Origin of the sequence: Clostridium celatum, assembly GCF_021412605.1 — a bacterium.
GTDB lineage: Bacteria > Bacillota > Clostridia > Clostridiales > Clostridiaceae > Clostridium > Clostridium celatum.
Genome location: NZ_JAJKGM010000001.1, coordinates 134645 through 158285, shown reverse-complemented (window position 1 = coordinate 158285; position 23641 = coordinate 134645). Strand labels below are relative to the sequence as shown.

At 26.3% G+C, this 23641-nt stretch carries 22 protein-coding genes; 4 read left to right on the top strand and 18 right to left on the bottom strand.

Annotation, left to right across the window (positions count from 1 at the left end):
- Positions 1-226 precede the first annotated feature (226 nt).
- The 6 genes from LPC13_RS00625 to LPC13_RS00600 form a co-directional block, all read right to left on the bottom strand.
- Positions 227-1840: a sensor histidine kinase gene (locus tag LPC13_RS00625; RefSeq protein WP_005213601.1), complete on the bottom strand. Its 1614-nt coding sequence runs from the start codon at positions 1838-1840 to the stop codon at positions 227-229.
- 160 nt (positions 1841-2000) lie between these two features.
- Positions 2001-2555, bottom strand: coding sequence for a metal-dependent hydrolase (locus LPC13_RS00620; RefSeq protein WP_005213603.1), 555 nt, complete (start codon positions 2553-2555; stop codon positions 2001-2003).
- Between the two features lie 261 nt (positions 2556-2816).
- A complete protein-coding gene (locus LPC13_RS00615) occupies positions 2817-3188 on the bottom strand; it encodes a NifB/NifX family molybdenum-iron cluster-binding protein (RefSeq protein ID WP_005213605.1) in 372 nt (123 codons plus the stop codon).
- 2 nt (positions 3189-3190) lie between these two features.
- Positions 3191-3574 (bottom strand): ArsR/SmtB family transcription factor, encoded by a 384-nt coding sequence (locus LPC13_RS00610; RefSeq protein ID WP_005213607.1) that lies wholly within the window; start codon positions 3572-3574, stop codon positions 3191-3193.
- Between the two features lie 196 nt (positions 3575-3770).
- Positions 3771-4565 carry a histidinol-phosphatase HisJ family protein gene (locus LPC13_RS00605; RefSeq protein ID WP_005213608.1) on the bottom strand — a complete coding sequence of 265 codons (795 nt, stop codon included), beginning with the start codon at positions 4563-4565 and terminating at the stop codon, positions 3771-3773.
- Positions 4566-5116: 551 nt separating this feature from the next.
- Positions 5117-5725 carry an SLAP domain-containing protein gene (locus LPC13_RS00600; RefSeq protein WP_147576254.1) on the bottom strand — a complete coding sequence of 203 codons (609 nt, stop codon included), beginning with the start codon at positions 5723-5725 and terminating at the stop codon, positions 5117-5119.
- 194 nt (positions 5726-5919) lie between these two features.
- On the opposite strand from LPC13_RS00600, the gene amrA reads away from it, so the two are divergent.
- Both amrA and amrS read left to right on the top strand, forming a co-directional pair.
- Positions 5920-7407, top strand: a complete 1488-nt coding sequence (gene amrA, locus LPC13_RS00595) for an AmmeMemoRadiSam system protein A (RefSeq protein WP_234088466.1) — start codon at positions 5920-5922, stop codon at positions 7405-7407.
- Between the two features lie 39 nt (positions 7408-7446).
- On the top strand, positions 7447-8349 hold the full coding sequence (gene amrS / locus LPC13_RS00590) for an AmmeMemoRadiSam system radical SAM enzyme (protein WP_005213612.1): 903 nt from the start codon (positions 7447-7449) through the stop codon (positions 8347-8349).
- A gap of 74 nt (positions 8350-8423) precedes the next feature.
- Here the strand turns inward: amrS and LPC13_RS00585 are convergent, their stop codons facing one another.
- From LPC13_RS00585 to LPC13_RS00565, 5 genes are all read right to left on the bottom strand, one after another.
- Positions 8424-9113 (bottom strand): hypothetical protein, encoded by a 690-nt coding sequence (locus LPC13_RS00585; protein ID WP_005213613.1) that lies wholly within the window; start codon positions 9111-9113, stop codon positions 8424-8426.
- A gap of 232 nt (positions 9114-9345) precedes the next feature.
- Positions 9346-9729, bottom strand: coding sequence for an SMU1112c/YaeR family gloxylase I-like metalloprotein (gene gloA2, locus LPC13_RS00580; RefSeq protein ID WP_005213614.1), 384 nt, complete (start codon positions 9727-9729; stop codon positions 9346-9348).
- Positions 9730-10094: 365 nt separating this feature from the next.
- Positions 10095-10385: a hypothetical protein gene (locus LPC13_RS00575; protein ID WP_005213616.1), complete on the bottom strand. Its 291-nt coding sequence runs from the start codon at positions 10383-10385 to the stop codon at positions 10095-10097.
- Positions 10386-10746: 361 nt separating this feature from the next.
- Positions 10747-11403 carry a YoaK family protein gene (locus LPC13_RS00570; RefSeq protein WP_005213617.1) on the bottom strand — a complete coding sequence of 219 codons (657 nt, stop codon included), beginning with the start codon at positions 11401-11403 and terminating at the stop codon, positions 10747-10749.
- A gap of 105 nt (positions 11404-11508) precedes the next feature.
- Positions 11509-12864 (bottom strand): DUF2812 domain-containing protein, encoded by a 1356-nt coding sequence (locus LPC13_RS00565; protein WP_234088465.1) that lies wholly within the window; start codon positions 12862-12864, stop codon positions 11509-11511.
- A gap of 226 nt (positions 12865-13090) precedes the next feature.
- On the opposite strand from LPC13_RS00565, the gene LPC13_RS00560 reads away from it, so the two are divergent.
- Both LPC13_RS00560 and LPC13_RS00555 read left to right on the top strand, forming a co-directional pair.
- Positions 13091-13606 (top strand): RNA polymerase sigma factor, encoded by a 516-nt coding sequence (locus LPC13_RS00560; protein ID WP_195244842.1) that lies wholly within the window; start codon positions 13091-13093, stop codon positions 13604-13606.
- Positions 13590-14552, top strand: a complete 963-nt coding sequence (locus tag LPC13_RS00555; protein WP_005213625.1) for an anti sigma factor C-terminal domain-containing protein — start codon at positions 13590-13592, stop codon at positions 14550-14552. Before LPC13_RS00560 ends, LPC13_RS00555 begins: the two co-directional genes overlap by 17 nt.
- Positions 14553-14667: 115 nt before the next feature.
- Here LPC13_RS00555 and LPC13_RS00550 read toward each other — a convergent pair whose 3' ends face one another.
- The 7 genes from LPC13_RS00550 to LPC13_RS00520 form a co-directional block, all read right to left on the bottom strand.
- Positions 14668-16116: a leucyl aminopeptidase gene (locus LPC13_RS00550; protein WP_234088464.1), complete on the bottom strand. Its 1449-nt coding sequence runs from the start codon at positions 16114-16116 to the stop codon at positions 14668-14670.
- A gap of 238 nt (positions 16117-16354) precedes the next feature.
- A complete protein-coding gene (locus LPC13_RS00545; RefSeq protein WP_195244844.1) occupies positions 16355-17233 on the bottom strand; it encodes a cysteine ABC transporter substrate-binding protein in 879 nt (292 codons plus the stop codon).
- A gap of 73 nt (positions 17234-17306) precedes the next feature.
- Complete coding sequence (locus LPC13_RS00540) at positions 17307-18056, bottom strand: amino acid ABC transporter ATP-binding protein (protein ID WP_267955890.1); 750 nt, start codon at positions 18054-18056, stop codon at positions 17307-17309.
- 1 nt (position 18057) lies between these two features.
- Entirely contained in the window at positions 18058-18735 is a 678-nt protein-coding gene (locus tag LPC13_RS00535) for an amino acid ABC transporter permease (RefSeq protein ID WP_005213629.1), read from the bottom strand.
- On the bottom strand, positions 18716-19375 hold the full coding sequence (locus LPC13_RS00530; protein WP_005213630.1) for an amino acid ABC transporter permease: 660 nt from the start codon (positions 19373-19375) through the stop codon (positions 18716-18718). The genes LPC13_RS00535 and LPC13_RS00530 overlap by 20 nt, the downstream gene beginning before the upstream one ends.
- 388 nt (positions 19376-19763) lie before the next feature.
- Entirely contained in the window at positions 19764-20525 is a 762-nt protein-coding gene (locus LPC13_RS00525; protein WP_005213631.1) for an SDR family NAD(P)-dependent oxidoreductase, read from the bottom strand.
- A 315-nt stretch (positions 20526-20840) separates the two neighbouring features.
- Positions 20841-23579, bottom strand: coding sequence for a helicase-related protein (locus LPC13_RS00520; RefSeq protein ID WP_005213632.1), 2739 nt, complete (start codon positions 23577-23579; stop codon positions 20841-20843).
- Positions 23580-23641: the final 62 nt, after the last annotated feature.

The window sequence follows — 23641 nt, the reverse complement described above, 5'->3', positions numbered from 1 at the left end:
TTTTTATAAGTTTAAAATGTTTTAATACAACTTGTTGTTGTAATTATATTATAATCCCACCTAAATTATTTGTAAATATTTACCACAAATTATTTTTCCTATTTTTTCTTTTATTTTTATTATTATTTCTACATCAAATATTTAATTGATAATAAAAATAACAAAAATACCCAACATACTTATAAATTATAAATAAGTATAGTAGGTATAAAACTAAAAATATTTTTTAAAAATAAATATCTGACATTTCAATTTCCACTTTTTCCTTAATTCCATTTCCAATTTCATTATTAGAATTATTTATTTCGAATAAATCTTTGTTATATTCAATTCTTCTTAAAGTAATTAATACCATTGTTCCTATACCTTCTTTACTATCAATACATATTTTACCGTTGTGTTTTAAAATTATTTCTTTTACTATACTTAACCCTAACCCACTACCTTCTTTATGTCTGGATAGAGATTTATCTGCTCTTTCAAATCTATTAAATATAACTTCTTGTTTTTCTTTTGAAATTCCAACTCCACTATCTTCGATTTTTATTTCAATTGTATTCTTTGTAGATTTAATATTTACAAAAATATCTCCATATTGTTTATTATATTTTATTGCATTTGAAAGTAAATTTAAAATAACTCTTTCAATTAAATCTCTATCTGCTAAAACATACAATTCCTCATCATCTGTATCAAAAACAACATTTATATTAGCTATTTCTGCAAAAGAAAGAATAGACATTGTTGTATTTTCAACGACTTCCACAATATTAATACACTTAAAATCAGTATTGTATTCTCCACCTCGTAATTTACTTGAATCAATAAAATTATTTATAAGTCTAGTCAATCTATGACAATTTTGTTTTATAATATCATTATATTTAATTACTTCATTTATATCATTGCTATCTCTTTTTAAATTTTGCATTTGTATAGCAGAGTAAATAACATTTACAGGAGTCTTAAATTCATGAGATATATTAGATAGTAATTGATTCTTAATGTCATCCTCCATATTACGTCTTTCAAGCTCTTGTATATACTTTTCTAAATCATTTGATTTACTAATTAGTTTTGTATAAAGAGTTTTATGTGGACTTATTATTACCTCTATTACAATTATTTTAAATATACAATAACTTCCCAAAAACCTAAGTATATATGATATTATGAATCTCAATAAATAATCTAAATTGCCACTCAATACTGAAAAAATTCCTATGGCAATTCTAAGAATTAAATAAATATTAAAATATTGATAAGAAGTTTCAGTAATATTTTTTTTATTTTTCTTTATTATTTTATATAAATAATAATATAATATTATAACTACACTCCTATACAATACTTTACTTACCATTGTTAAATCTTGATATATATGTACATTCTCATTTATTGATATGAATGCCATAAGAAAAGTAATTGGAATAAGTATTTTCAATATATTTTTCAAACTCATATTCCTATTGATATTTAAAAATGAAAAAATTAGCATTGCTGCTTCATACATAGAAAAAATATAAAATATTTCTGCTACTTTACTATTCTGCATAACCAATAAATCATTTTTAAAAAACACTGAATATGACATTGAAATTATACCTATACTTGCAAAAGATACAGCTAAACATCTATATAAATTACTAACATATATACTATTAATCTGTAATAATACAATAAAACTAGATAAATAAACAAAACTACTTAATAAATAAATTATATTAATTATGATATTTATATCTAAGCTTCCATTTATAAAAAAAACATACGTAATAATAATTAAAAATAAAGCCAATATAATTATAATATCTTTTTTAATGTTCTCTCTTTTAATCATAAATCTATCCCTTTATTATAAACATTTTTCAAAATCTTTACATATTTTGACTTATATTTTAAAATTATATCATTTTTTTACATATTATCCAAGTTAATTACTATTTTATTTTTTCTCTTTCACCTTAAATTCAACCATTAAAACACTTAAATTAAAAACCTCACCATGTTATACTTGTCTTATTTTTAGAATTTTTACAAGGCAATTTAAACTCAAAGAATTTTAAATTTTTCCCTCTTGGTGAAAATCTATCACAAACTATATGTAAAACATATCCCATAACAAAACCTAAGGTAAGATAAATATTACCGCTTAAATATACGCTATAACAAAACAACACTGTTCCTAACCATTTATGAGTAAACATTCTATGTGGAGATAACTTACCTAAAATAGTTAATACAGAAAATAATATTAGAGCAAAAAAATTACTACCGTTATTTTCAAGAAAAACAATAATATCATTTACAGTTAATGCAATACCCAAAAAATATCCTATAACTGCAGCTAATATTATAAAAACAAATATTTTATTAAACACCTGCCTTGCTTTCGAGTTATAAGAATCAATATCTGGCATATAGGAACCTATAAATCCGCCTAAAACTAATGGAACTATATAAAACGCACTATCAAATGTCTTTGTAATTAAAAAACCTACTCCCATAGTTGCTGTAGCAGTAGTTCCAACTATCATATGCTCTTTTCCTTTCATATTTTAATACCATCCTTTGTATAAATTAAAATTTTGTAGTTATATAAGCTAATTTTACTATACTTTTATCTTTAACGAAAGTATGTTCCTATTCAAATTGTCTATCTTTTAAAATTTTAATTACAAAAAGTGATGATATAATAAAACAAATATATGCTTACCTTATAATTAACTTATTAGTAAAATCATATATATAACGTTAAATTATATCATCACTTTTAAATTAAATTTATTTAATTATAGTTCTATAAAATATACTTTTTAATGATGTTCACAGCTATGACTAGTACAAGTGTGATTTATATCAAGTTCTTTTAATTTACTTTGATTTAATAAATCAATATTATCTTTTATACTACCTTCTTCTGCTTTGTATACTCTTATTCCCATTGTATTTAATTTTGATATAGCTCCTTGGCCAATACCTCCAACTACAATTGCGTCAACAGTTTCTCCTGATAATGCTTTGATAGGTTGACATTTTCCATGTTCATGCCCTAAATCTCCATTTTTAATTTCTTTAATATCATTGCTTTCTAAGTCACATATTATAAAAACAGGAGCACTTCCAAAATGATTATAAGGTATACTATTCACTCCTTCATTTGATTTAACTGGAAAACACACTTTCATTTTTATTCCTCCCTTAATATTTTTTTACAACAACCCTTCATTGACTTGCAGCTATGCTTACAAGTCTTAATATCAAAATTTCTAATATTGATATCATACTTTTCATCAATTAAATTTAAGTCTTTATGAATAAGTAATCTTAAAAAAGCCATAGATTTTTCTAAAATTTCCTTGTTCAATTCGTACATAACAAAATATCCACTTTTATATGCTACTATAAGCTCCGCTTCTTTAAGTATCTTTATATGTTGTGACACAGCAGCTTCTGATATATCTAAATTTCTTGCAATTCCTTTTGCACATATATTTTTTGTTGATAACAAAAGTAATATCTTTAATCTTGTTTCATCACCTATAGCCTTAAAAACCTTTACTTCCTCTTTCATACGTACCTCTCAAATTTAATTAAGTAATTACTTAATTAAATTGTAATCCTCTTAATTAAATTATTCAATAATAAAATTTCGCTTTATTTTGCTAAAAAACATAATAAAAAAAGCAAATTATAGCTTTATTTTCTATAATCTGCTTTTCTAATATATAATTCGTTCATTTACTTTATTTTTTAGAATATATATTATTTTAAATTTCTATAGCTATAGCTTGTCTGTTTTCAAAAGTATATATTTCATTAAATCCTATTGCTTTTAACATGCTTATACTCTCTTCAATACCTGCACCAACATCTTCACATTTATGAGCATCAGAACCTACTGTTATTATTCTTCCACCTAAATCATAATAAAGTCTTAATATATCTTCTCCTGGCATAGTCTCATTAACTATAGATCTTAAAGTTGAAGTATTTACCTCTATTCCTTTTCCACTTTTAATTATATTTTTAAGAACATCTTCTATTAATTCCTTATACTCATTAAACTCATATCTTCCATGGGTATTAAAAGCATATCTCTTCATTAAATCTAAATGGGCTACTATATCTATATATGGGGAAGTACATACCTTATTTACTTCTTCAAAATATCTTCTATAACTTTCATGCTTATCATTTTGTGACATATACGTAATTAGTCCAGTATTAAAATTAATATTGTGTATTGAACCTAAAACAAAGTCTAAAGGTAAGTTTTCAATTATAGCCTTTAGTTCTTCTTCATTTTCATGTGGTTCGCAAATTTCAAGACCAACTCTTATAATTAATTCATCCTTAAATCTTCTTCTACACTCGGCTATTTCATCACTATATTTCTTTAAATTTAAAAAACCATGACTTTTTAAGCCTTCTTTTACTGAAAAATGTTCTGTAAAACAAATCTCCTTTATTCCTTTAACTATAGCAGCCTCACAAACTGAAGCTACAGTTTCCTTACTATCAAATGAGTTATTGGAATGCATATGATAATCTACTAAGTACATATTGTTCTCCTTTTTCTACTACGATCTTTACTATTTTTATAATATCCAGTATGCTGTTAAATATATTTTAAAGTACCAATGTATTTTATCACACAAAACTATCTCAATCAAAATTTACGCAATATATAACATATAAACAAAAATTAAAGGAGTTATATGAAATACCCGTTCATATAACTCCTTTATATACCCTTTTTATATACCATAGTTGAAATAATAAAAACCATTACCCGTTAGTTTTTATTTAAATGTATTTTCAAAATTAATACCCTAGAGTATCTTCATACTCCTTTAACTTAACCTCTTTTTCGTCTTGAGATTTTTTCTCCTCAGCTTTAGCCTTTACATCCTCAATTTCTACTACATTTTCTTCTTTTAACATACCCTCATTCCTCCCATAAATTCTGTATACGTTTTCTCAATACCGTAAAAATTAATTATAATTTAACTTTATAACCTTATTATATCATAAATATTTTATTTTTCCATATACTTTTCATATTTTTTCTATTTTTATTTCGACATAATCCGCGCGCCCCTGGGGCGATAATTTATACTAAAATATAGTTTTGATATGAATAACTACAATTAGTTTCCCAAGTCAATTGTGATAAATCTGAATCATTAATAATTACTGCATCTGCTTCAAAGGTAAATGTCCATTCAGCATATGATTTACATTCAAGAGTTAAATCATTTAACGCCCCAAAATTTGCTTCTGCAATAAGTTCTTGTCCATTTCCTAATTTTATAGTTACATTATTTATGTTAAATATCTCATATTCAAATCCATTATATACATATGCATTCATTATTAGTTTACCATCTTTGTAATATACACTCTTTGGACTAATACACACTACATTATCTACTATTTGTGGCTCATTACTTAAATACTCATTTCCATCTGTACTTAAACTTATATTTTCTGCATTTATATTATTTTGTAATTCCTGACTTTGTGCATTATTTTCTATTTCTTCTCTTTCATTATCTTCATTTTCTTCACTATTATTTTGTTGATCCTTATTTTCTTCTAACTGATCAATTCCTGTATTATTAGTAATATTTTTATTTGTACATCCTACAAACATTATGTTGCTTCCCAAAATAGAAGCAATCATTAAAGCTTCAATTATTCTTTTTATATTTTTATTCATACTAAATTCCACACCCTCATCATATACCAATAAAATTTATCCTTTATACTACTTTATCATCACTGTATTTTTTTGTCAATTAACACCAAATTGTCCATCTTTTTTTATTTTAATGTGAGTATTTTTTTTATTTCTCTATATACTAATTGTATGTGTTAAATTTGGCTAGAAAGATAGTATAAGGAAGTGAAAAAATGCTAGATTATTATTTAATGCCTCATCCACCAATTATAATTAATGAGGTTGGAAAAGGAAGAGAAATTGAAGCTATAAATACTTTAAACGCTTGTAAAAAAATTGGCGAAAAAATAAATAATTTATCTCCCGAAACAATAATTATAATTTCTCCACACGGAACAATTTTTAGGGATGCTATTTCAATTGTAACTGCTCCACATCTAAAAGGTGATTTATTTAAATTTGGTGCTAATAATATTAGCTTTGATTATGAAATTGATACAGCTCTTACTACTGAAATTATAAAAAACTCAGATGAAGAAAATATTCCTACTGTATCCTTAGATGAAAAAACTTGTGATTTATATAATATTGATTTAAACCTTGATCATGGCGCAATGGTTCCTTTATATTTCCTAGGCAATAAAAAGAATTATAAGCTTGTTCATATAACCTATGGAATGCTTTCTCCATTAGAACTTATGAATTTCGGTAGATGTATAAAAAAGGCTGTTAAAGATACAAAAACAAATGCTGTTTTTATTGCTTCCGGTGATCTTTCTCATAGATTAACAAAAGACGGGGCCTATCCATATACACCACTTGGTGCTGAATTTGATAAAGCTTTAATTTCTCTGTTGGAAAAAGGTGATTTTAAAAATTTATTTAATTTAGATAAGCACTTGATACACGAAGCTGGCGAATGTGGATTACGTTCATTATACATATTAGCAGGAGCAATAAATAGTACTAATATCTCCCCTAAACTTTTAAGCTACGAAGGTCCATTTGGAATTGGTTATGGAGTTATGGAATTTACTCCAAACTTTAATAATGAAAATAGTAATAATATAAATTACTCTAGTAAAAATGGTGATTTATATAACGAAATTCTAAAAGATAAACAAAATGAAAATAAAAAACGAATGAATTATGGAAATATTTATACAAGACTTGCAAGATTAAATCTTAATAATTACTTTGATAATGGTACATTACTAACTATAGATGACTTAATCAACAATCCAAATCTACTTTTTAATGATGGTAATAATTCTAATGATATATCTAAATTGCTAAAAGATAAAAAAGTTGTATTTGTTTCATTAAAAATTAATGGTGATTTAAGAGGTTGCATTGGTACTATTTCACCTACTACAAATTGTATTGCTGAAGAAATAATAAATAATTCTATTAGTTCAGCAATAAATGATCCAAGATTTTCACCACTTAGAAAAGAAGAACTTATTGATATTGATATATCTGTAGACATTTTATATCCCCCAGAAAAAACTACATTTGAAGAATTAGACCCTAAAAATTATGGAGTTATAGTTTCTTGTAATAATAGAAGAGGTTTATTATTGCCTAATCTTGGAGGAATAGATACTGCTGATAAACAGATTGAAATAGCATTAGAAAAGGGTGGTATTTCAATAGATGAAAACTACACTTTAGAAAGATTTAAAGTAAAAAGATTTAAAGAAGTAGATGATGGTGATTAAAAAATATATTATATAAAAATAAATGAGGTTTAATAAACTATGAATAAAGAAGCAATGTTTTACGAAAAATTTGATGATTATATAAACTGTAACCTTTGTCCTCACAGATGTAGCAATTTAAAAGAAGGTCAAAAGGGTATTTGTGGTGTCCGTGAAGTGAAAAAAGATGCGGATGGTTCACTTAAATTATATAGTATAAATTATGGAGAAATTACTTCAATTGCCTTAGACCCTATAGAAAAGAAACCACTTTATAATTTTTATCCTAATAGTAATATACTTTCCATAGGTTCATTTGGCTGCAACTTCAAATGTTCATTTTGTCAAAATTATGCTATTTCACAAAATAGACCTGAAAGTAAATACATTTCTCCACAAGAAATGGCCAATATATCTATAGAAACCCTTACTAATTTAGGTATTGCTTTTACTTATAACGAACCTACAATTTGGTATGAATATGTTTATGATGTTTGTAAAGCAATTAAAACTTTAGACATTGATCATAAAACTGTTCTTGTTACTAATGGATTTATTTGCGAAAAACCTTTAAAAAGACTACTACCTTATGTTGATGCATTAAATATTGACCTAAAGGGAAATAATGAATATTATAAAAAACTTTGCTTTGGTGCATTAAAAGATGTTGAAAATAGCATAAGAATTGCAAGTGAAATGGGATGTCATGTTGAAGTAACTACACTTTTAATACCTAATGAAAATACAGATGATATAACATTAAAAGAATTAGGTGAATTTTTATCTTCTATAAATAAAAATATACCTCTTCATTTATCTAGGTACTTCCCTAGATACAAAATGAATTCACCTATGACTCCTATCGATGATATGAAAAATGCTTATAAATATTTAAGCAACTACTTAAATAACATTTATCTAGGAAATTTAACACAAGAAGAATTAGAATATTGTTTAAATTAGTAATAAAAAACAAGGTGACTTTCTACTAATATAAAAGCACCTTGTTTATACATATATAACTTATTAACTTTACTTTAATCTCCAACTCCAAAATCCGTATTGTTATATAAAACTTCAATGGTTGGATGTTTATCTAAATATCTATATTCTTTTCTAAACCACTTAACAAGCTCTTCATCTCTTTTTATATCTGTTGTATTTTCAACAAATACATTAATTGTTGCATATTTAAAGTATTGTTGTACTATATCCATATCTCTTTTTATCATTTCCTTAGTTTGACCCTTAATTCCTACCATAATGCAAACTGATTGAAATTTTTCTTGTACTTCCCTTGGATCTTTAAATTTAGCATTTTTATTTAAAAATTTATTTCTAAAATCATAATCAAAAGTTTCAATACCAATTTTAAATATAATAGGTATATTAAAAAATTTCCTCATTTCATCTAATTTATTTCTATAGCACCAATGACTTTCTAAAAATAAAAGCTTTATACCCTTTTCATCTATTATCTTTTTTATGTACTCTAAAGTTTCTTTAGGAATTTCAAAACAGCTTCCTGAATTTATAACCTCAAGAACTCCAAATTCACCAGTTATATTATCTAAAACTTCTTTGTTTAACTTATTAAGCTCTTCTTCATTTCTACCATTGTCATCTATGTAATCACAAAAACTACATTTTCCCCAAACACAAGGAAAAGCTCTTAAAAGTACTATTTCTCTATTATTTTTGTTAGTTATTTTATTATATCTATCCATACGTCTCCTACTCTTTCTTAAAATTATAAAGATAGGAGAGGTTCCCATAGCTAAGCCTAGTTTTTTATAGAGGGATGGTCATACGAACCTCTCCTAGTAATTATTACTAGATTTTATGAATTTCTCTCATAGTATAGCTTGTTTTATAATAAATTGCAAATGCCCCAGGGGCAACCTAAAAGTAACACTATTACTGTCATTACATAGTTTAAATCTCCCCTGAGGCATTATTTTATTTTTCACATAACTCTAATGGTAGATTATCTGGATCTTCAAAGAATGTGAATCTCTTACCTGTAAATTCATCAACTCTTATAGGTTCACATTCTATTCCATTAGAATTTAAACTTGCTATAGCATCATCAATATTATCAACTTGAAATGCTAAGTGTCTAAGTCCCCTAGCTTCTGGATAGCTTAGTCTTTCTGGAGCATTAGGAAATGAAAATAATTCTATTTCACTATCTCCAATTTTCAAATCAAGCTTATAAGAATCCCTTTCTTTCCTATAAACTTCTCTTATTACTTCAAGTCCTAAAACTTTAGTATAAAAGTTTTTTGACACTTCATAATTAGATGCAATAATTGCAACATGATGTACTTTATTTAACTTCATAAGTAACCTCTTCTCAATATTTATAATACTGTTTTTATCTATAATTTTATCTCTCTACCCACATTTTACTATACATTTACTATTAACTAAAATATAATTTTAAAAATTTATTGTTACTTATAAAAGTCATATTATAATTTTATATATTTTTATATCATCATTAAAATACCTGATGTAAATAATGCACTATTAACAAATTTAGTGAATGACTTCCCTTTAATTCATTTATATAATTGCTATTACCTTTCTTATAACTACTTTTTCTTTTAATTCCATCATATAATCCCTTTATAGATACAATTATCATAAAGATTCCTAACAATATCTAAAATATGATTCCATTACAATAATTTAACTTTTAACTTCTATAAAGCTAATACCTCTAATTCAACACCTCTAAGTTCTCTATAAATATCTCTATACTTCTTTTTTGAGAAAATCTCAAATCCCTCTAATTCATCTTCAAATATATAACTAATTTCACTTATACTATATTCTACGGTTCTCCCATTAGTTAGCGTAAAAATAACTGTATTTCCTTCTTTATTTGAAGTAACTTCTGTAAAAACATTATCATTTACTTCTGCAGCTATTACTATTTTAGCTTGCTCCACAGCTTTCTTTGCTAACTCTACCAACATTGCTTCTCTACTCATAATAATCCCCCTAATTGATATTATAAATTGTTTACAAGATAATTATATATCTAAATAGTAAAATCCATTGTCGAAATCTGTAGTAATATTTTTAGTAATGTATTCCATAAAAAACTTATTGCTCCTCTTTTCAGCGTTAAAATATCTGGTTTTTATATGAATTATAATAAAATTATATAAAACTATTGTACTTTGCATTCTTCCTTAATTTACATATAGCTTTATTAAAACTATTCTTTAATATATAAAAAAAGATTCTATAAAACCTTTTAATTTTATAAAATCTTTCTATCTTTTATACTTTAAAATATCTTAAATATTTCTAGTAATTTATATCATGGCTATCCTTTTTATACCACATTTAAATTTCTTTATTTTGCCCCATTAACATTAATGATATTAATAATGGTATACATACAAATAAAATAGCTTTTATCCCAATTTTTACTGCAAGGATTCCTCCAATAAAGGCACCTAAACAAAAAATGAATACTATAAAATAATATTGAAATGCTATTTTTAAATGTTTTTTATCCTTATTTTTTATAAATATAGCTAACTTTTCTGTTCCACTTCTTAAATTTCCAGTACACATTGTAGTTGCATAAACATTCCCATGAAACTTTCTAAAACTTTCAAATTGCATAGCACATATAAAGGATATTAACGTATTAGCAACATAATTATATGGTATAAAAGAAACTAATATAATCAAAATTATTTCTATAACTAATACAGCTTGTCTCCAATGTATCTTTTTATGTTCTAATAATTTAGCTTTAATAACTTCTGCTAGTAAAACACCTACTGCAAATGCAATTATAGGTATTAAATATTTTATTGTTCCACGTATATTACCTTCCATAAAAGTAACGCCTAACATAACCATATTTCCTGTTTGAGCATTTGCAAATACATTACCCCTACATAAGTAAGTATAAGCATCTAAAAAACCTCCAGCTAAGGCTAATAAAATTGCAAGCCTTAAAGATTCTGAATATTGCTTATGACCACTCATTATTTCCCTTCTTTCTAATAATCATAACTTCTTCCTAAGAAAGTATATTTATTATAATTTATTTTTTATTTTAAATGTATTATTAAACTTAAAACTCTATTTTTCCTATTTAAAAACCTCGTTATAAATTATATCTAAAAATTCACTTTCACTTTGATTATCACTATATTGGCTAATTTGTAAAATCTTATTTTCTGAAGTTAATAAATATCTACTGCCATAACTATTATTATTTTTATATACCATTATATTTTCCGGCAAAGTACTTTTTATAACTTCAAAGTTCAAATCATATTTTTTCATACTACTTATTATTTTATTAAACTTATAATTAATAACCCACTTAAAATTACTTCTAAAGAATTCATAAGTTAATTCTCCACTATGACCCTCATCACTATAAAATAAACTTTCTGCAATAATACTACTTTCATCATTGATATAAGGTTCATCTAATATATTAAATTCATCTTCACTATTTATGTCTTGATTATTATTTTCATATATACTTTTATCATTGAAATCCTCTAATGTTAAAACATATTGATCATTTAAATTTTTGTTAATTTCATCAGTTATAAATTCATTATTTAAAACCAATTGTCCTATTGTTATCATAACTATAATCATAATAATTATATTAATTATAGTGTATGTTGACATTTTATGTAATCTACCTTTAATAATAGTTTTTATAAATTCAGTTATTATACTAGCAATAACAATTGATATAATAATTACCGAAACACCTTTTAATATAAATATATTTTCATTTAATAAACATAGCATTAATGAAATAATTGCAGATAAAAAGAATATTTTTCCCAAAATTCTTCTAAAATTAATAGATAAATTGTACTGGTATTGAACTTTTTCATTATTTTTTAATGCTCTTTCTCCTCTTATCTTCCATATAAGATAATTAATCAAACCAATAATCTCATTTATTGCTAAGACACTTAAGGAAAATAATAATAATAACTGTGCATCATCAGTTAAAAATATTGCATTGTCCCCACCTAATGTAACACTATATTGACTAAACAAAAGTGTACTTACAGTAAAAATAGTTATCAGTATGTCTTGTATTGATAATTTAGAAATATTGTTAAACTTTTTTCTTTCATCTGTATTAATATCTATATACTCTGTATACTCTTCTGTATAAAAGACTTGTATTTTTTTATATTCACAAATGAATTTCCATCTTGTATCCTCACAGCATTCTCTATATTCTAATGCCACATCACTATTGTTATCATCAAAAGATGATGTACTTTCACCTATATAAACAAAATGTTTTATTTTCTTTGGTTCCATTTTAATAAACCTAAACAATTTACCCTGCATACTTTTTAACTTCCAGCCCTTTAAAGCCATTTTGTCCAAATATTTTTCTAAATCCGTATATTCATAAGGTAAAAAATCAAAAAAAGTATATTTGCTATTACCAATTACCATAACTATTTCCCCCAATACCTACTATAAATATCATAATTAAATTATATATATCGAATATTGTCGTTGTCAATTTTTTCTATATTATATATTTCATTGGTTATTTTGTGATAATATTTTATTGTTCTATAATTAAAACTCAAAAATATTTTTATATTTTTTGTATACATTTTAATAATTAAATTGTCTTATATACATAAGGCCTTAAAACTTTACATTCGGGGGATGCATGGACAAAGATATAATAATAAATTTATATAAAAAACAATTTAAAATAATTTGCTTGTACTTAACTAAATGCGGATGTTCAATTAGTGATGCAGAAGATATTGTCCATGACAGTTTCATAAAAGCAATTGAGTACATGGATGGTGTTGCTACTGAAAATCTTTCTTCTTGGCTATTTAGAGTTGCCATTAATACATATAAAAATAATCTTAAAAGATGTAAAATAATAAACTCTATTTCCATTGATGAAGATAACTTTTTTGAACAATTAGCAAATGATTTAACTGTTGAAAATGAAATATTAATAAAGGAAAACTGTAAAGAAATAAGGGAAATTCTTAATAATCTCAAAGAAGAGTATAGATCATTACTTCTATTTAAATATGAGCTTGATTTAAGCTATAAGGAAATTGGACTTTTATTAGGAATAAATGAAGCTACTGTAAAAACTTATTTATACAGAGCAAGAAATAAATTTAAAGAGGAGTGGATTAAAAATCATGAAAGATATAGATAGCCTATTTGATGATAAAAAGCTAAAAAAATCTGTAAAAAAAGCAAAGATTAAATCAACATTGAGAATAGTACTAATAGCACTAATAGTTTTTATATGTGGTAGTATATTAAATATAATAATAAGTTTAAAATTAAGTGAAAAGAAATATGAAATGGATGAAGCCTATATAAAATTAACAGTTCCAAATGGATATATAAGTGAATCAAATGACATAATTGGATTCCTAGGTGGAAGTGGAAGTTATAAAATAGCAAAAAAAATTGCAGGAACATCTGTTATATTAGAAGATAGACTTTCTCTTTTCGGAGTAATAGCTCCAATTAATTATTCTAGATCTAGTGGTAATGGATATCATACCGCTGGCGACTGGCCTGTTAACCTTTGGGAAAATGGATATAAAAAACTAAGATTTTTCCATCCTAATCTTCAATATAAGGAATATCAAAATGATTTAGCTAATATTGATAAAATACCTGATGGAAAAATAATTGAAATGGCTATATCTTTTGACAAGCCTTATAAAATTAATGACTTATATACTATTGAATCAGAATTAAAACCTGCAAATATAACATGGGTATGGTTAAATGAATTTACAGAAGAAAAAATAAAAGAATATCAATATGAAATAGAAAATTATGATGCTAAAGCAACTGGAATATATGCTGAGGATACTATAGGAATATCATTATATAATTCCCATGATCTTACCACTAGTTCATATGTTGAATATTATGATGAAATCCTTGAAAACTTAGAAAAAAGCTATTCAACAGAGCATAATAAATTATATGAAGAAATTAAATCTAAAGGTAAAACATCTTCAAGTGATGCTGAAATACTTGGTGTAGTTCTTCAAGGAACAAAAGAAGACTTTAAAAACTTAATAGAAAATCCTATTATTAAAGCATCAAGTTTTGGTGTAATAATTGATCCTATTTATTAATAGAATCACTAAGATTCATCTTACTTTAAGCCTTTAGCTAAATATATTTTTAAAATTTAAAAATAAAAATAAGAGTAGTACTTATTCTGCATTAGATATAAGTACTACTTTTTAATTATTTATGCTTACATTGATGCTTTACAACAAGTTCATATAAAGTTGAAACTGGTGCTCCTGTTCCACCCTTTGGTGTACTATCATTTGCAGCATCAGTCCAAGAAGTTCCTGCAATATCTAAATGTAACCAAGGCTTATCTTGAACGAATTCTTCTATAAACATACCAGCTGTGATTGTTCCAGCAAAACGTCCACCAGTATTTTTAAGTTCTGCAAAATCTCCTTTATATAATTTCTTAAAGCACTTATCATTAGGTAATCTCCAGAACTTTTCTCCACTTCTTCTAGCAGCTACTACTAGTTCTTCATAAAATTCATCATTATTACTTAATACACCTGTTATCTCTGTTCCAAGAGCTACTAATACTGCTCCAGTAAGAGTTGCAACATCAACTACCTTATCTACATTTTCTTTTTCAATAATGTAAGTAATAGCATCAACTAAAGTTAATCTACCTTCAGCATCAGTGTTTAATACTTCAATAGTCTTACCTGACATAGAACCAATAATATCACCTGGCTTGTAACTTCCACCAGAAATAGCATTTTCACAAGCTGCTACTACTGCTACTACATTTTTAGATACTTTATTTTTAGCAAGAGCTTGCATAGTTCCTATAACTGCTGCAGCCCCACCCATATCACTTTTCATTGTATCCATAGAAGCTGATGGTTTAAGAGAATATCCACCTGTATCAAAAGTAAGACCTTTTCCTACAAGCCCAACCCTTTCATCACTATTTTCATTTCCCATGTATCTCATAACAATTAATCTTGGTTTATGAACAGAACCTTTTCCAACTTCTAAAAATGCTTTCATTCCTAAGTCTTCTATTTGCTTTTCATCAAATACTTCAACTTCAAAACCACTTTCTTTCCCTATTTCAACTGCTCTTTTTGCTAAAGTTTCAGGATATAATACATTAGCAGGTTCATTTACAAGATCTCTAGCTACAATAATACCATCAGCAACATTACTTGCTTCTTCTATCTTTAATTTCATTTTTTCAAGCTTTTCTTTTGGTGCACCTACTATAGTTACATTTGGATTATAAGCTTCCTTATTTCCCTTATACTTATCAAATTTATAACTTGCTAATTTTACACCTTGCACTATAGATTTAGTAATTCCTCCTGTGCATAATCCATTAGCTTTTATAAAATTAATACCTAACTCGTTTATATTTAACTTTTCAGCTTGTTTTACACTTTTAGCAACTGCATTTATTAAATCAGTTTTTTCTAATTCATTAAACTTTCCAAGCCCTACAAAAATTTCATAATTTAAATCTTCAGTAGTTTTATAAAATACTTGTCCTGATTTTCCTTCAAATACTTTTTTTAACTTTAAATTTTCTAATACTTTATTATTTATTTCTTGATCTTCATATACAAGATTAATAATTCCTTGGAAATTATCAATACTTATATCTTTTACTTGTATCATATTTTAATCTCTCCTTACTATATTTTTAATATTTGATAACTTTTCTTTATTATACTATATAATTTGGTATTTTTAGAATTTGTTAGACTATTTTTTCAATTGTAGGACTAATATAAGTATTCTCTTTATAATTCAATTTTATATATAAAAATAGTGCCTACAACTTTTTCATCATAGGCACTATGACTAAATTAAATATACTTAATAATTAACAACTATACTACTATTTTTTTAACTATTACTGAACTACTCCGCCTTCAACAACTATTTCTTCAGCTTTTACGGCATCACCATATACAGGTAATAGTGTTTTATTATAGTCATTTAAGAAGAATTCTTCATCTGCTAAACTCTTAATTTCATCATTAATCCAATTTAATAGCTCTGTATTTCCTTTTTGTACAGCTGGAGCAATTGTATCTATATTACCAATACTTTCGATTCCTGTAGTAAAGCCTTCATTTTGATTTGACCAAGCTAAGGCTTCTGTATTATCAGTGGCAAATGCATCTCCTCTACCATCTAATAATGCATCATATGCTTCTTGATATTCATCAAATTTAACAAGAGTTATATCTGGATAGCTTTGTGAAAAATATGTTTCTGCTGTTGTTCCCTTTACAACTATTAATTTCTTGTCCTTTAATTGATCAATATCAGTAATTAATGCATCATCTGGTGATACTATTCCTAATGCAACCTTCATATATGGAAGTGCAAAATCAACTACTTCTTTACGTTCGTCTGTTACAGTAAAATTAGCTAAAATAATATCTACCTTACCTGATTTAAGGTATTCTACTCTACTTGCAGCTTCAACATAAACAAATTCTACTGCCTCTTCACTACCTAATAAATCCTTACCTATTCTCTTTGCAAATTCTACATCATAACCTTGAACTTCACCATTAGAATCAACATATCCAAATGGATTTTTGTCACTAAAAACCCCTATTTTAATCTTTCCATCTTCCTTTATTTCATCTAAAGTTCTTGCTTTTGCTGTTCCATTAGAATCTGTTGCTTCTGTGTTTGAACCATCTTTCGTAGATCCACATCCAACTAAAACCCCAATTACAAGTGCAATTGATAAAAATACTCCTAATAACTTTTTCATAAAAAATCCCCCTTTAAAATTCTAAATATTTTATACTGATAATTAGTGAGTATACATATTTAATTATTAATTTTTATACAATTTCATAACTAAATGTATTAAGAAACTGTTTAGCCATATCAGTCTTAGGATTAGTAAAAAATTCTTTAGGCGTTGTTTCCTCAATAATATTTCCATTGTCCATAAAAATAACTCTATCGGATACTGCTCTAGCAAATTCCATTTCATGTGTTACAATTACCATAGTCATACCTTCTTTTGCTAACTCTAATACAACTTGAAGTACTTCCCTTACCATTTCTGGGTCTAAAGCTGCAGTTATTTCATCGAGCAATAAAATTTGTGGATGCATAATCAAAGAACGTATAATAGCTACTCTTTGCTTCTGACCTCCTGATAATTGCCTTGGATAACTATTTTTCTTTTCTAAAAGTCCTACTCTATCTAAAAGCTTTTCTGCTTCCTTCTGTACCTCTTCTTTATTTCTCTTTTGTACTAAAGTAGGTGCTAAAGTTAAATTTTTCATTATATTCATATTTGAAAACAACTCATAACTTTGAAATACCATTCCTATTTTTTCACGTATTTCATTAACCTTATTACTCTCTGATGAAATTACTTTTCCATTTAAAATAATTTCTCCTGAATCTATTTCTTCTAACCTATTCAAACATTTTAAAAATGTGCTTTTCCCACATCCTGAAGGACCTACAACTACTACAACTTCACCCTTTTTTAATGAAAATGATATATTATTTAATACTATTTTTCCTTTTTCATATGACTTAGTTAAATTTTTAACCTCTAATATTTTATCACTCATTTTAATCCTTTAGTCTCCTCTCTAATACCTCAGATAATTTTGAAAATGGAAAGCAAATTACAAAATACATTATAAATATTGCTCCATATACCCAAAGGGCTGCATCTGGTGTAGTGTAACGATTGGCATCTATTATTTGCTTGCCAACTTTAACAACTTCAACTACCCCTATAAGTACTACCAAAGAAGTTGTTTTTATCATTCTTGTTAATAAATTCACTGCAGATGGAATTAATCTTCTAATAGTTTGAGGTATTATAATATGAATAAATACTTGTGTCTTTGTCATTGCAAGTGCAAATCCACTTTCATATTGATGCTTGGGTACTGAAATAAGTGCACTTCTTACTAAATCTCCCATTTCAGCTACTCCCCAAAATGTAAATACAATTATTGATGCAACTTCTCCTGAAAAATTAGCCCCAATATGTTTTGCTGCTCCAAAGTATACTAAGAATAATAAAACAAGTTGTGGCATTATTCTTACAGTCTCTAGGTAAACTCTACAAATTGCTCGAACTACCTTATTTTTGCTAGTCATTATTATCCCCATTATAATTCCAAGAGCAACTGATAATATCATTGCAATTAAAGCTATCTTTAACGATACCCATATACCCTCACATAATCTCAAAAAATTACTTCCCTCAAAGAGCACTCTAATCCCCAAATCCTGCATAACGAACCCTCCTTTCTATTAATGTACAAATTATAGAAATAGGAAGTAAAATAACTAAATACGCTATTACTAGCATAAGTAATGCTTCATCTGTTTTATAATAAATTCCTATTAAGTCCTTAGCTACAAACATTAAATCAGCTAAAGCAACAGCACTAAACACCGAAGTTTCTTTAACTAAGAAAATAATATTTGCACATAAAACTGGAACTGAAGTTTCAAATGCTTGTGGCAAAGTAATATGCCAAAACACTTGCCACCTTGACATTCCTAGGCTTAATGCTGATTCATGCTGTACTACCGATACATTTTCAATTCCTGAACGAAATGCCTCTGTCATATAACTTCCGCCTAAAAAAGCTAGTCCAATAATTCCACAAGCTTCAGAAGTTAACTTTATCCCTATCTTTGGCAAACCAAAATATAAAAAAAATAATTGAATCAATAATGGCGTATTTCTTGATAGTTCAATATATATGGCAACTATGGTTCTTAACACTGGTATTTTCATAGTTTTAATTAAACTACATATAATTCCAATAATTATAGATAATAATATGCCTATAGTTGCAATCTTTATAGTTAAAGCTGCAGCTTCTACATATAACTTATAATGCGTCTGTATAAAGGTTATATCCATGCTTTACCTCCATAAAAAATATAATACTTATCCTTAATCTATATAAAAAAAGACAGGTATATGCATCTTTACGCATTTACCTGTCGTTACTCTATTATTTAAAATCAAATTAAGAGTCAGCTATGAAAATGCGTACAAAACTTAACTGTATATTTACATATACAAAATTAGAACAAGATATCATAATAGTGTGATTATATAATTTATTACTTTTTATATGATTTTGTTCATTAAATCTTTTCATAACTAACTACTCTTTATTATATTTTTCAAAAAAATTACTATTCCCATAATAATATAGAGTTTTATTTATTATTAATAATATTCTACTAATTTAAACTTTAATATTTATTAGCTTATTTTTATTTAATACTTTTTCGTATTTTATTTATAAATTTGCACCAAAGTCTGTTACTAATATCTGACCTGTAATAGCCTTAGCTTTATCACTAGCTAAAAATGCTATAGTATTAGCAACATCTTCAGGCTCACATGTTGGAAGTTTTAAGTCTGAATGAGCCATCATTGCTCCCATCATATTCATATCCATATTTGATAAGTTTTCAGATTTAGTCATTGGTGTATTAACTCCACCTGGGCAAACAGCATTACATCTAATACCTTCTCTAGCCATTCTCATAGCAATATTTTTAGTTAATGAAATTACTGCCCCTTTACTTGCAGCATAAACAGCTCCACCAGCACCATAAAGCCCTGCTACTGATGCTACATTAATAATTACCCCACTCTTATTAGGTAACATAACCTTTGCTACCTCATTAGCAAAATAAATAGTTCCCTTTGCATTAACATCAATTACAAAATTAACATCTTCTTCCTTAATTGATTCAATTGCAGAAAGACCATGATCTAAAACCCCTGCATTGTTAACTAAAATATCAACCTTCCCAAAAGTTTTAATAGCTTCTTCAACTACATTTTTACATCCTTCAGCTTTAGAAATATCACTAGTAACTGCTAATACTTCTCCATTTATTTTTCTTATTTTTTCAGCAACCTTTTCTAATTGTTCTTTACGTCTAGCTGTTATTACAACTTTAGCCCCTTCTTTAGCAAATAATAATGCTGTTGCTTCTCCAATTCCAGAATTTCCTCCTGTAATTATTGCTACCTTATCTTTTAAAATCATAGCTTCCCCTCCTAAATTTTCTCTTTAATTATTAATTTGTAAAACTATCTATAATTAAATTAATATCATTACACATTTAAATTATACTATTAATCTCTTAATTTCAAAATATTAACATTAAAATAAAAAACTTATTTTTATAAATTTATTCCATAACTAGATAATCAATAATTAAAATATGCACTTTTTAGTGAGGTACTAACTAAAAAAATAAGTATTACTACATGAAAAAATAATAAAAAGTAGCCCCTACACTATTTAAAGCATAGGCACTACTTTTAAACTATATTTTTATAATTTTAAAAATTGAAATTATTAAACTCTTCTTCTCCTATTTCCTCTTCTAAAATTGCCTCTTCTACCACCTCTAAAGACCCCTTTATATCTTTCAGCTTTAGCTTCATTTATCATTTCCCTACAAACTCTACATCTATCACTTGGATAATCCCAAGATAATTTTTTACCACATATACTACAAACTCTTTCATGATCAAGTAGATTTGTTAAAAGTAGCTCATTTATTTTATTTGCTGTATCTTCTTTTTCACTTGATATATATCTATTGTTTATCATCATATTAAAGTTCTTTCCAAAAGAATAGGTTAATTCTAATGACTTATAATAATTTTCAAGTTCATCAAGTTCCTTCTTAGAGCTTACACTTTTCTTAAGCACTGGTTTCTTTAAATTTACTGCACCTGCACTATACATCTTGCAATACTCTTCCCATAGCTCACATACTACCTTATTATTTTCTTCAAAAGGAATTGTTGCCATCTTTAAAAGATCCTCTTTAGATGCCTTTATATTAAGCTTTTTTAATCTATTTAAAAGATAAATTATTGTTGTTACATCTGTTTTTTCATAATATCCCTTAACAAACATAACACTCCATGTTTTTAATGCATCTATAATATCTATATTTATATCTAACAGAGAGTCTGGTATTCCTATAAAGCATTTTTCAATCTTCTTTGTTTCTATAGTTAAAGCTGATTTTATTAAATTAGAATCTGCCATAGTTGCAACATATCCTTTGTTATACATTCCTCTACGTCCAGCTCTTCCAGCTATCTGCTTTATTTCAGCAATATTTAACTTTCTTAAAGATACACCATCATATTTTCTTGTTTCTAAAAATACAATACGCTTTATAGGAAGATTAACTCCCATTCCTATAGCATCTGTACATACTATTACTTCTGTTTCACCACTTAAAAATCTTTCAAATTGCTTCTTTCTTGTTGAATATGGAAGCGAACCATAAATTATACTTGTCTTTATATTATTATTAAGAAGCTGTGCAGAAACTGCCAATGCTTTTCTTTTTCCAAAGACAACTAAGGCATCTCCTTTTTTAACATCCTTATTTAAATCAAATTTTTTATCTTCAAATATAAGCTCTGTATCTCTTTTATGCTCAATAACTTCATATGTATCACCACAATCATTTATTAACTTAATTATTATATCCTTTGCTTCTGGTGCCATACATATATGAATTTCTGGGGATAATACACCTATTATTGCTCTTGTCCACGCCCATCCCCTTTGATTGTCAGCAATCATTTGTGCTTCATCTATAACACATACATCATAATAAGTTCCAAGCTCTAGCTTCTCAATTGTTGATGATACATGATATGCATATGAAATAATATCCTCTTCTTCTCCTGTCAATAATGAACAACGTATATTTTGAGAATTAAGCTTATCTTGAATCTCTAATGCTAATAATCTTAATGGTGCTAAATAAACACCAGACTCAGCCTCCATAAGTCTTTCAATACTTGAATATGTTTTTCCTGTATTAGTTTCACCAACATGAAGATAAAAATGTCTTTTCATCTCCCTTGCTTCTTTATATTCATTTATTGGATTATCTAAAATTATATCCTTAATTTCATCTTTTGCTTTATTTTTAATATAGATATTTTCAGATGTCCATACTAATCCTTTTATGCATATCCAAGGAATACACTCTTTAAAATCCTCCATATCATCAATAGATGGTGATTTTTCATTTTCCTTTAAGTAATTCTTATAAAGAATATTTTCAACTACAGCAATTCTTCTTATTATCTTATTAATTTTATCTTCTTTATCTATAAGAGCTTTTTTAAAACCTGTTAAATTAACGCTTTTATAATATCCAAAGACCATATTTCTAGCATTTTCTAAGAATAAATTCATATGATCATGCGTCTTATATATATTCATATTAATAAGATTATCTAACCTCTTATCAATTGAATTAACAACCTTAACCTTAAGCCTATTTATTCCTTTTGCAGATATAGTAGCTTCTTTGCAGTTTTCAATCATAAGCTCTATTAATTTTTCTTCATCATAGCTTTTATCTTCAACTACAATTTCTGTAGAATAATCATTAACAATATCTAATAATCTACAACCTTTATCATAAACATCTAATAAAAGTTTTTCCTCTAATGAAGATACCTTACTTTCAACTGGGCTTCCCCATCTAGTTTTAAATCCATTTCCTATTTCAGTTTTTATCTTCTCTTCTAAACTTCTTTTTTTATCACTACTTACTTCCTGCAAATCTATATCATAATATACCTTGCCATCTCTAGTCCTTTTATACCATCTAACACTGTTAAATAAAAATTCCTCAGTATATCTCTTCTTAAATTCTTTGTATAACCTACCTTTTTTTTGCTCCATTATGTTTGCTACTCTTTCATATAAAACAGTAGCAATATCCTTTGGTTCATACTTAAATACTTCATTACAATCATTAGTAATTTCAATTTCTTTTAAATCCTCAACATATGTTCCTTCCCATGATAATTCATATATAAAATCTTTTACATACATATAATCATAAACATTAAATGAGCCATTATCTTTTAAATTCACCTTAGAATTTATATCATATTTATCAAATTCTGAATCATCAACTTGAACCTTATGAGTTGTTTTTATGTAATTAACAATTTCCTTAATTGTTTCATTAATAAATTCATTATCTATATATTTAGCTATTTCATTTTTTACTTCTTTTCTTAATGTGCACTTAACTGACCCCATCCCATCACTTCCTTTGTAATTTAAAACCTAAGCTATTAATCTTTATCATAATATAATAAAAA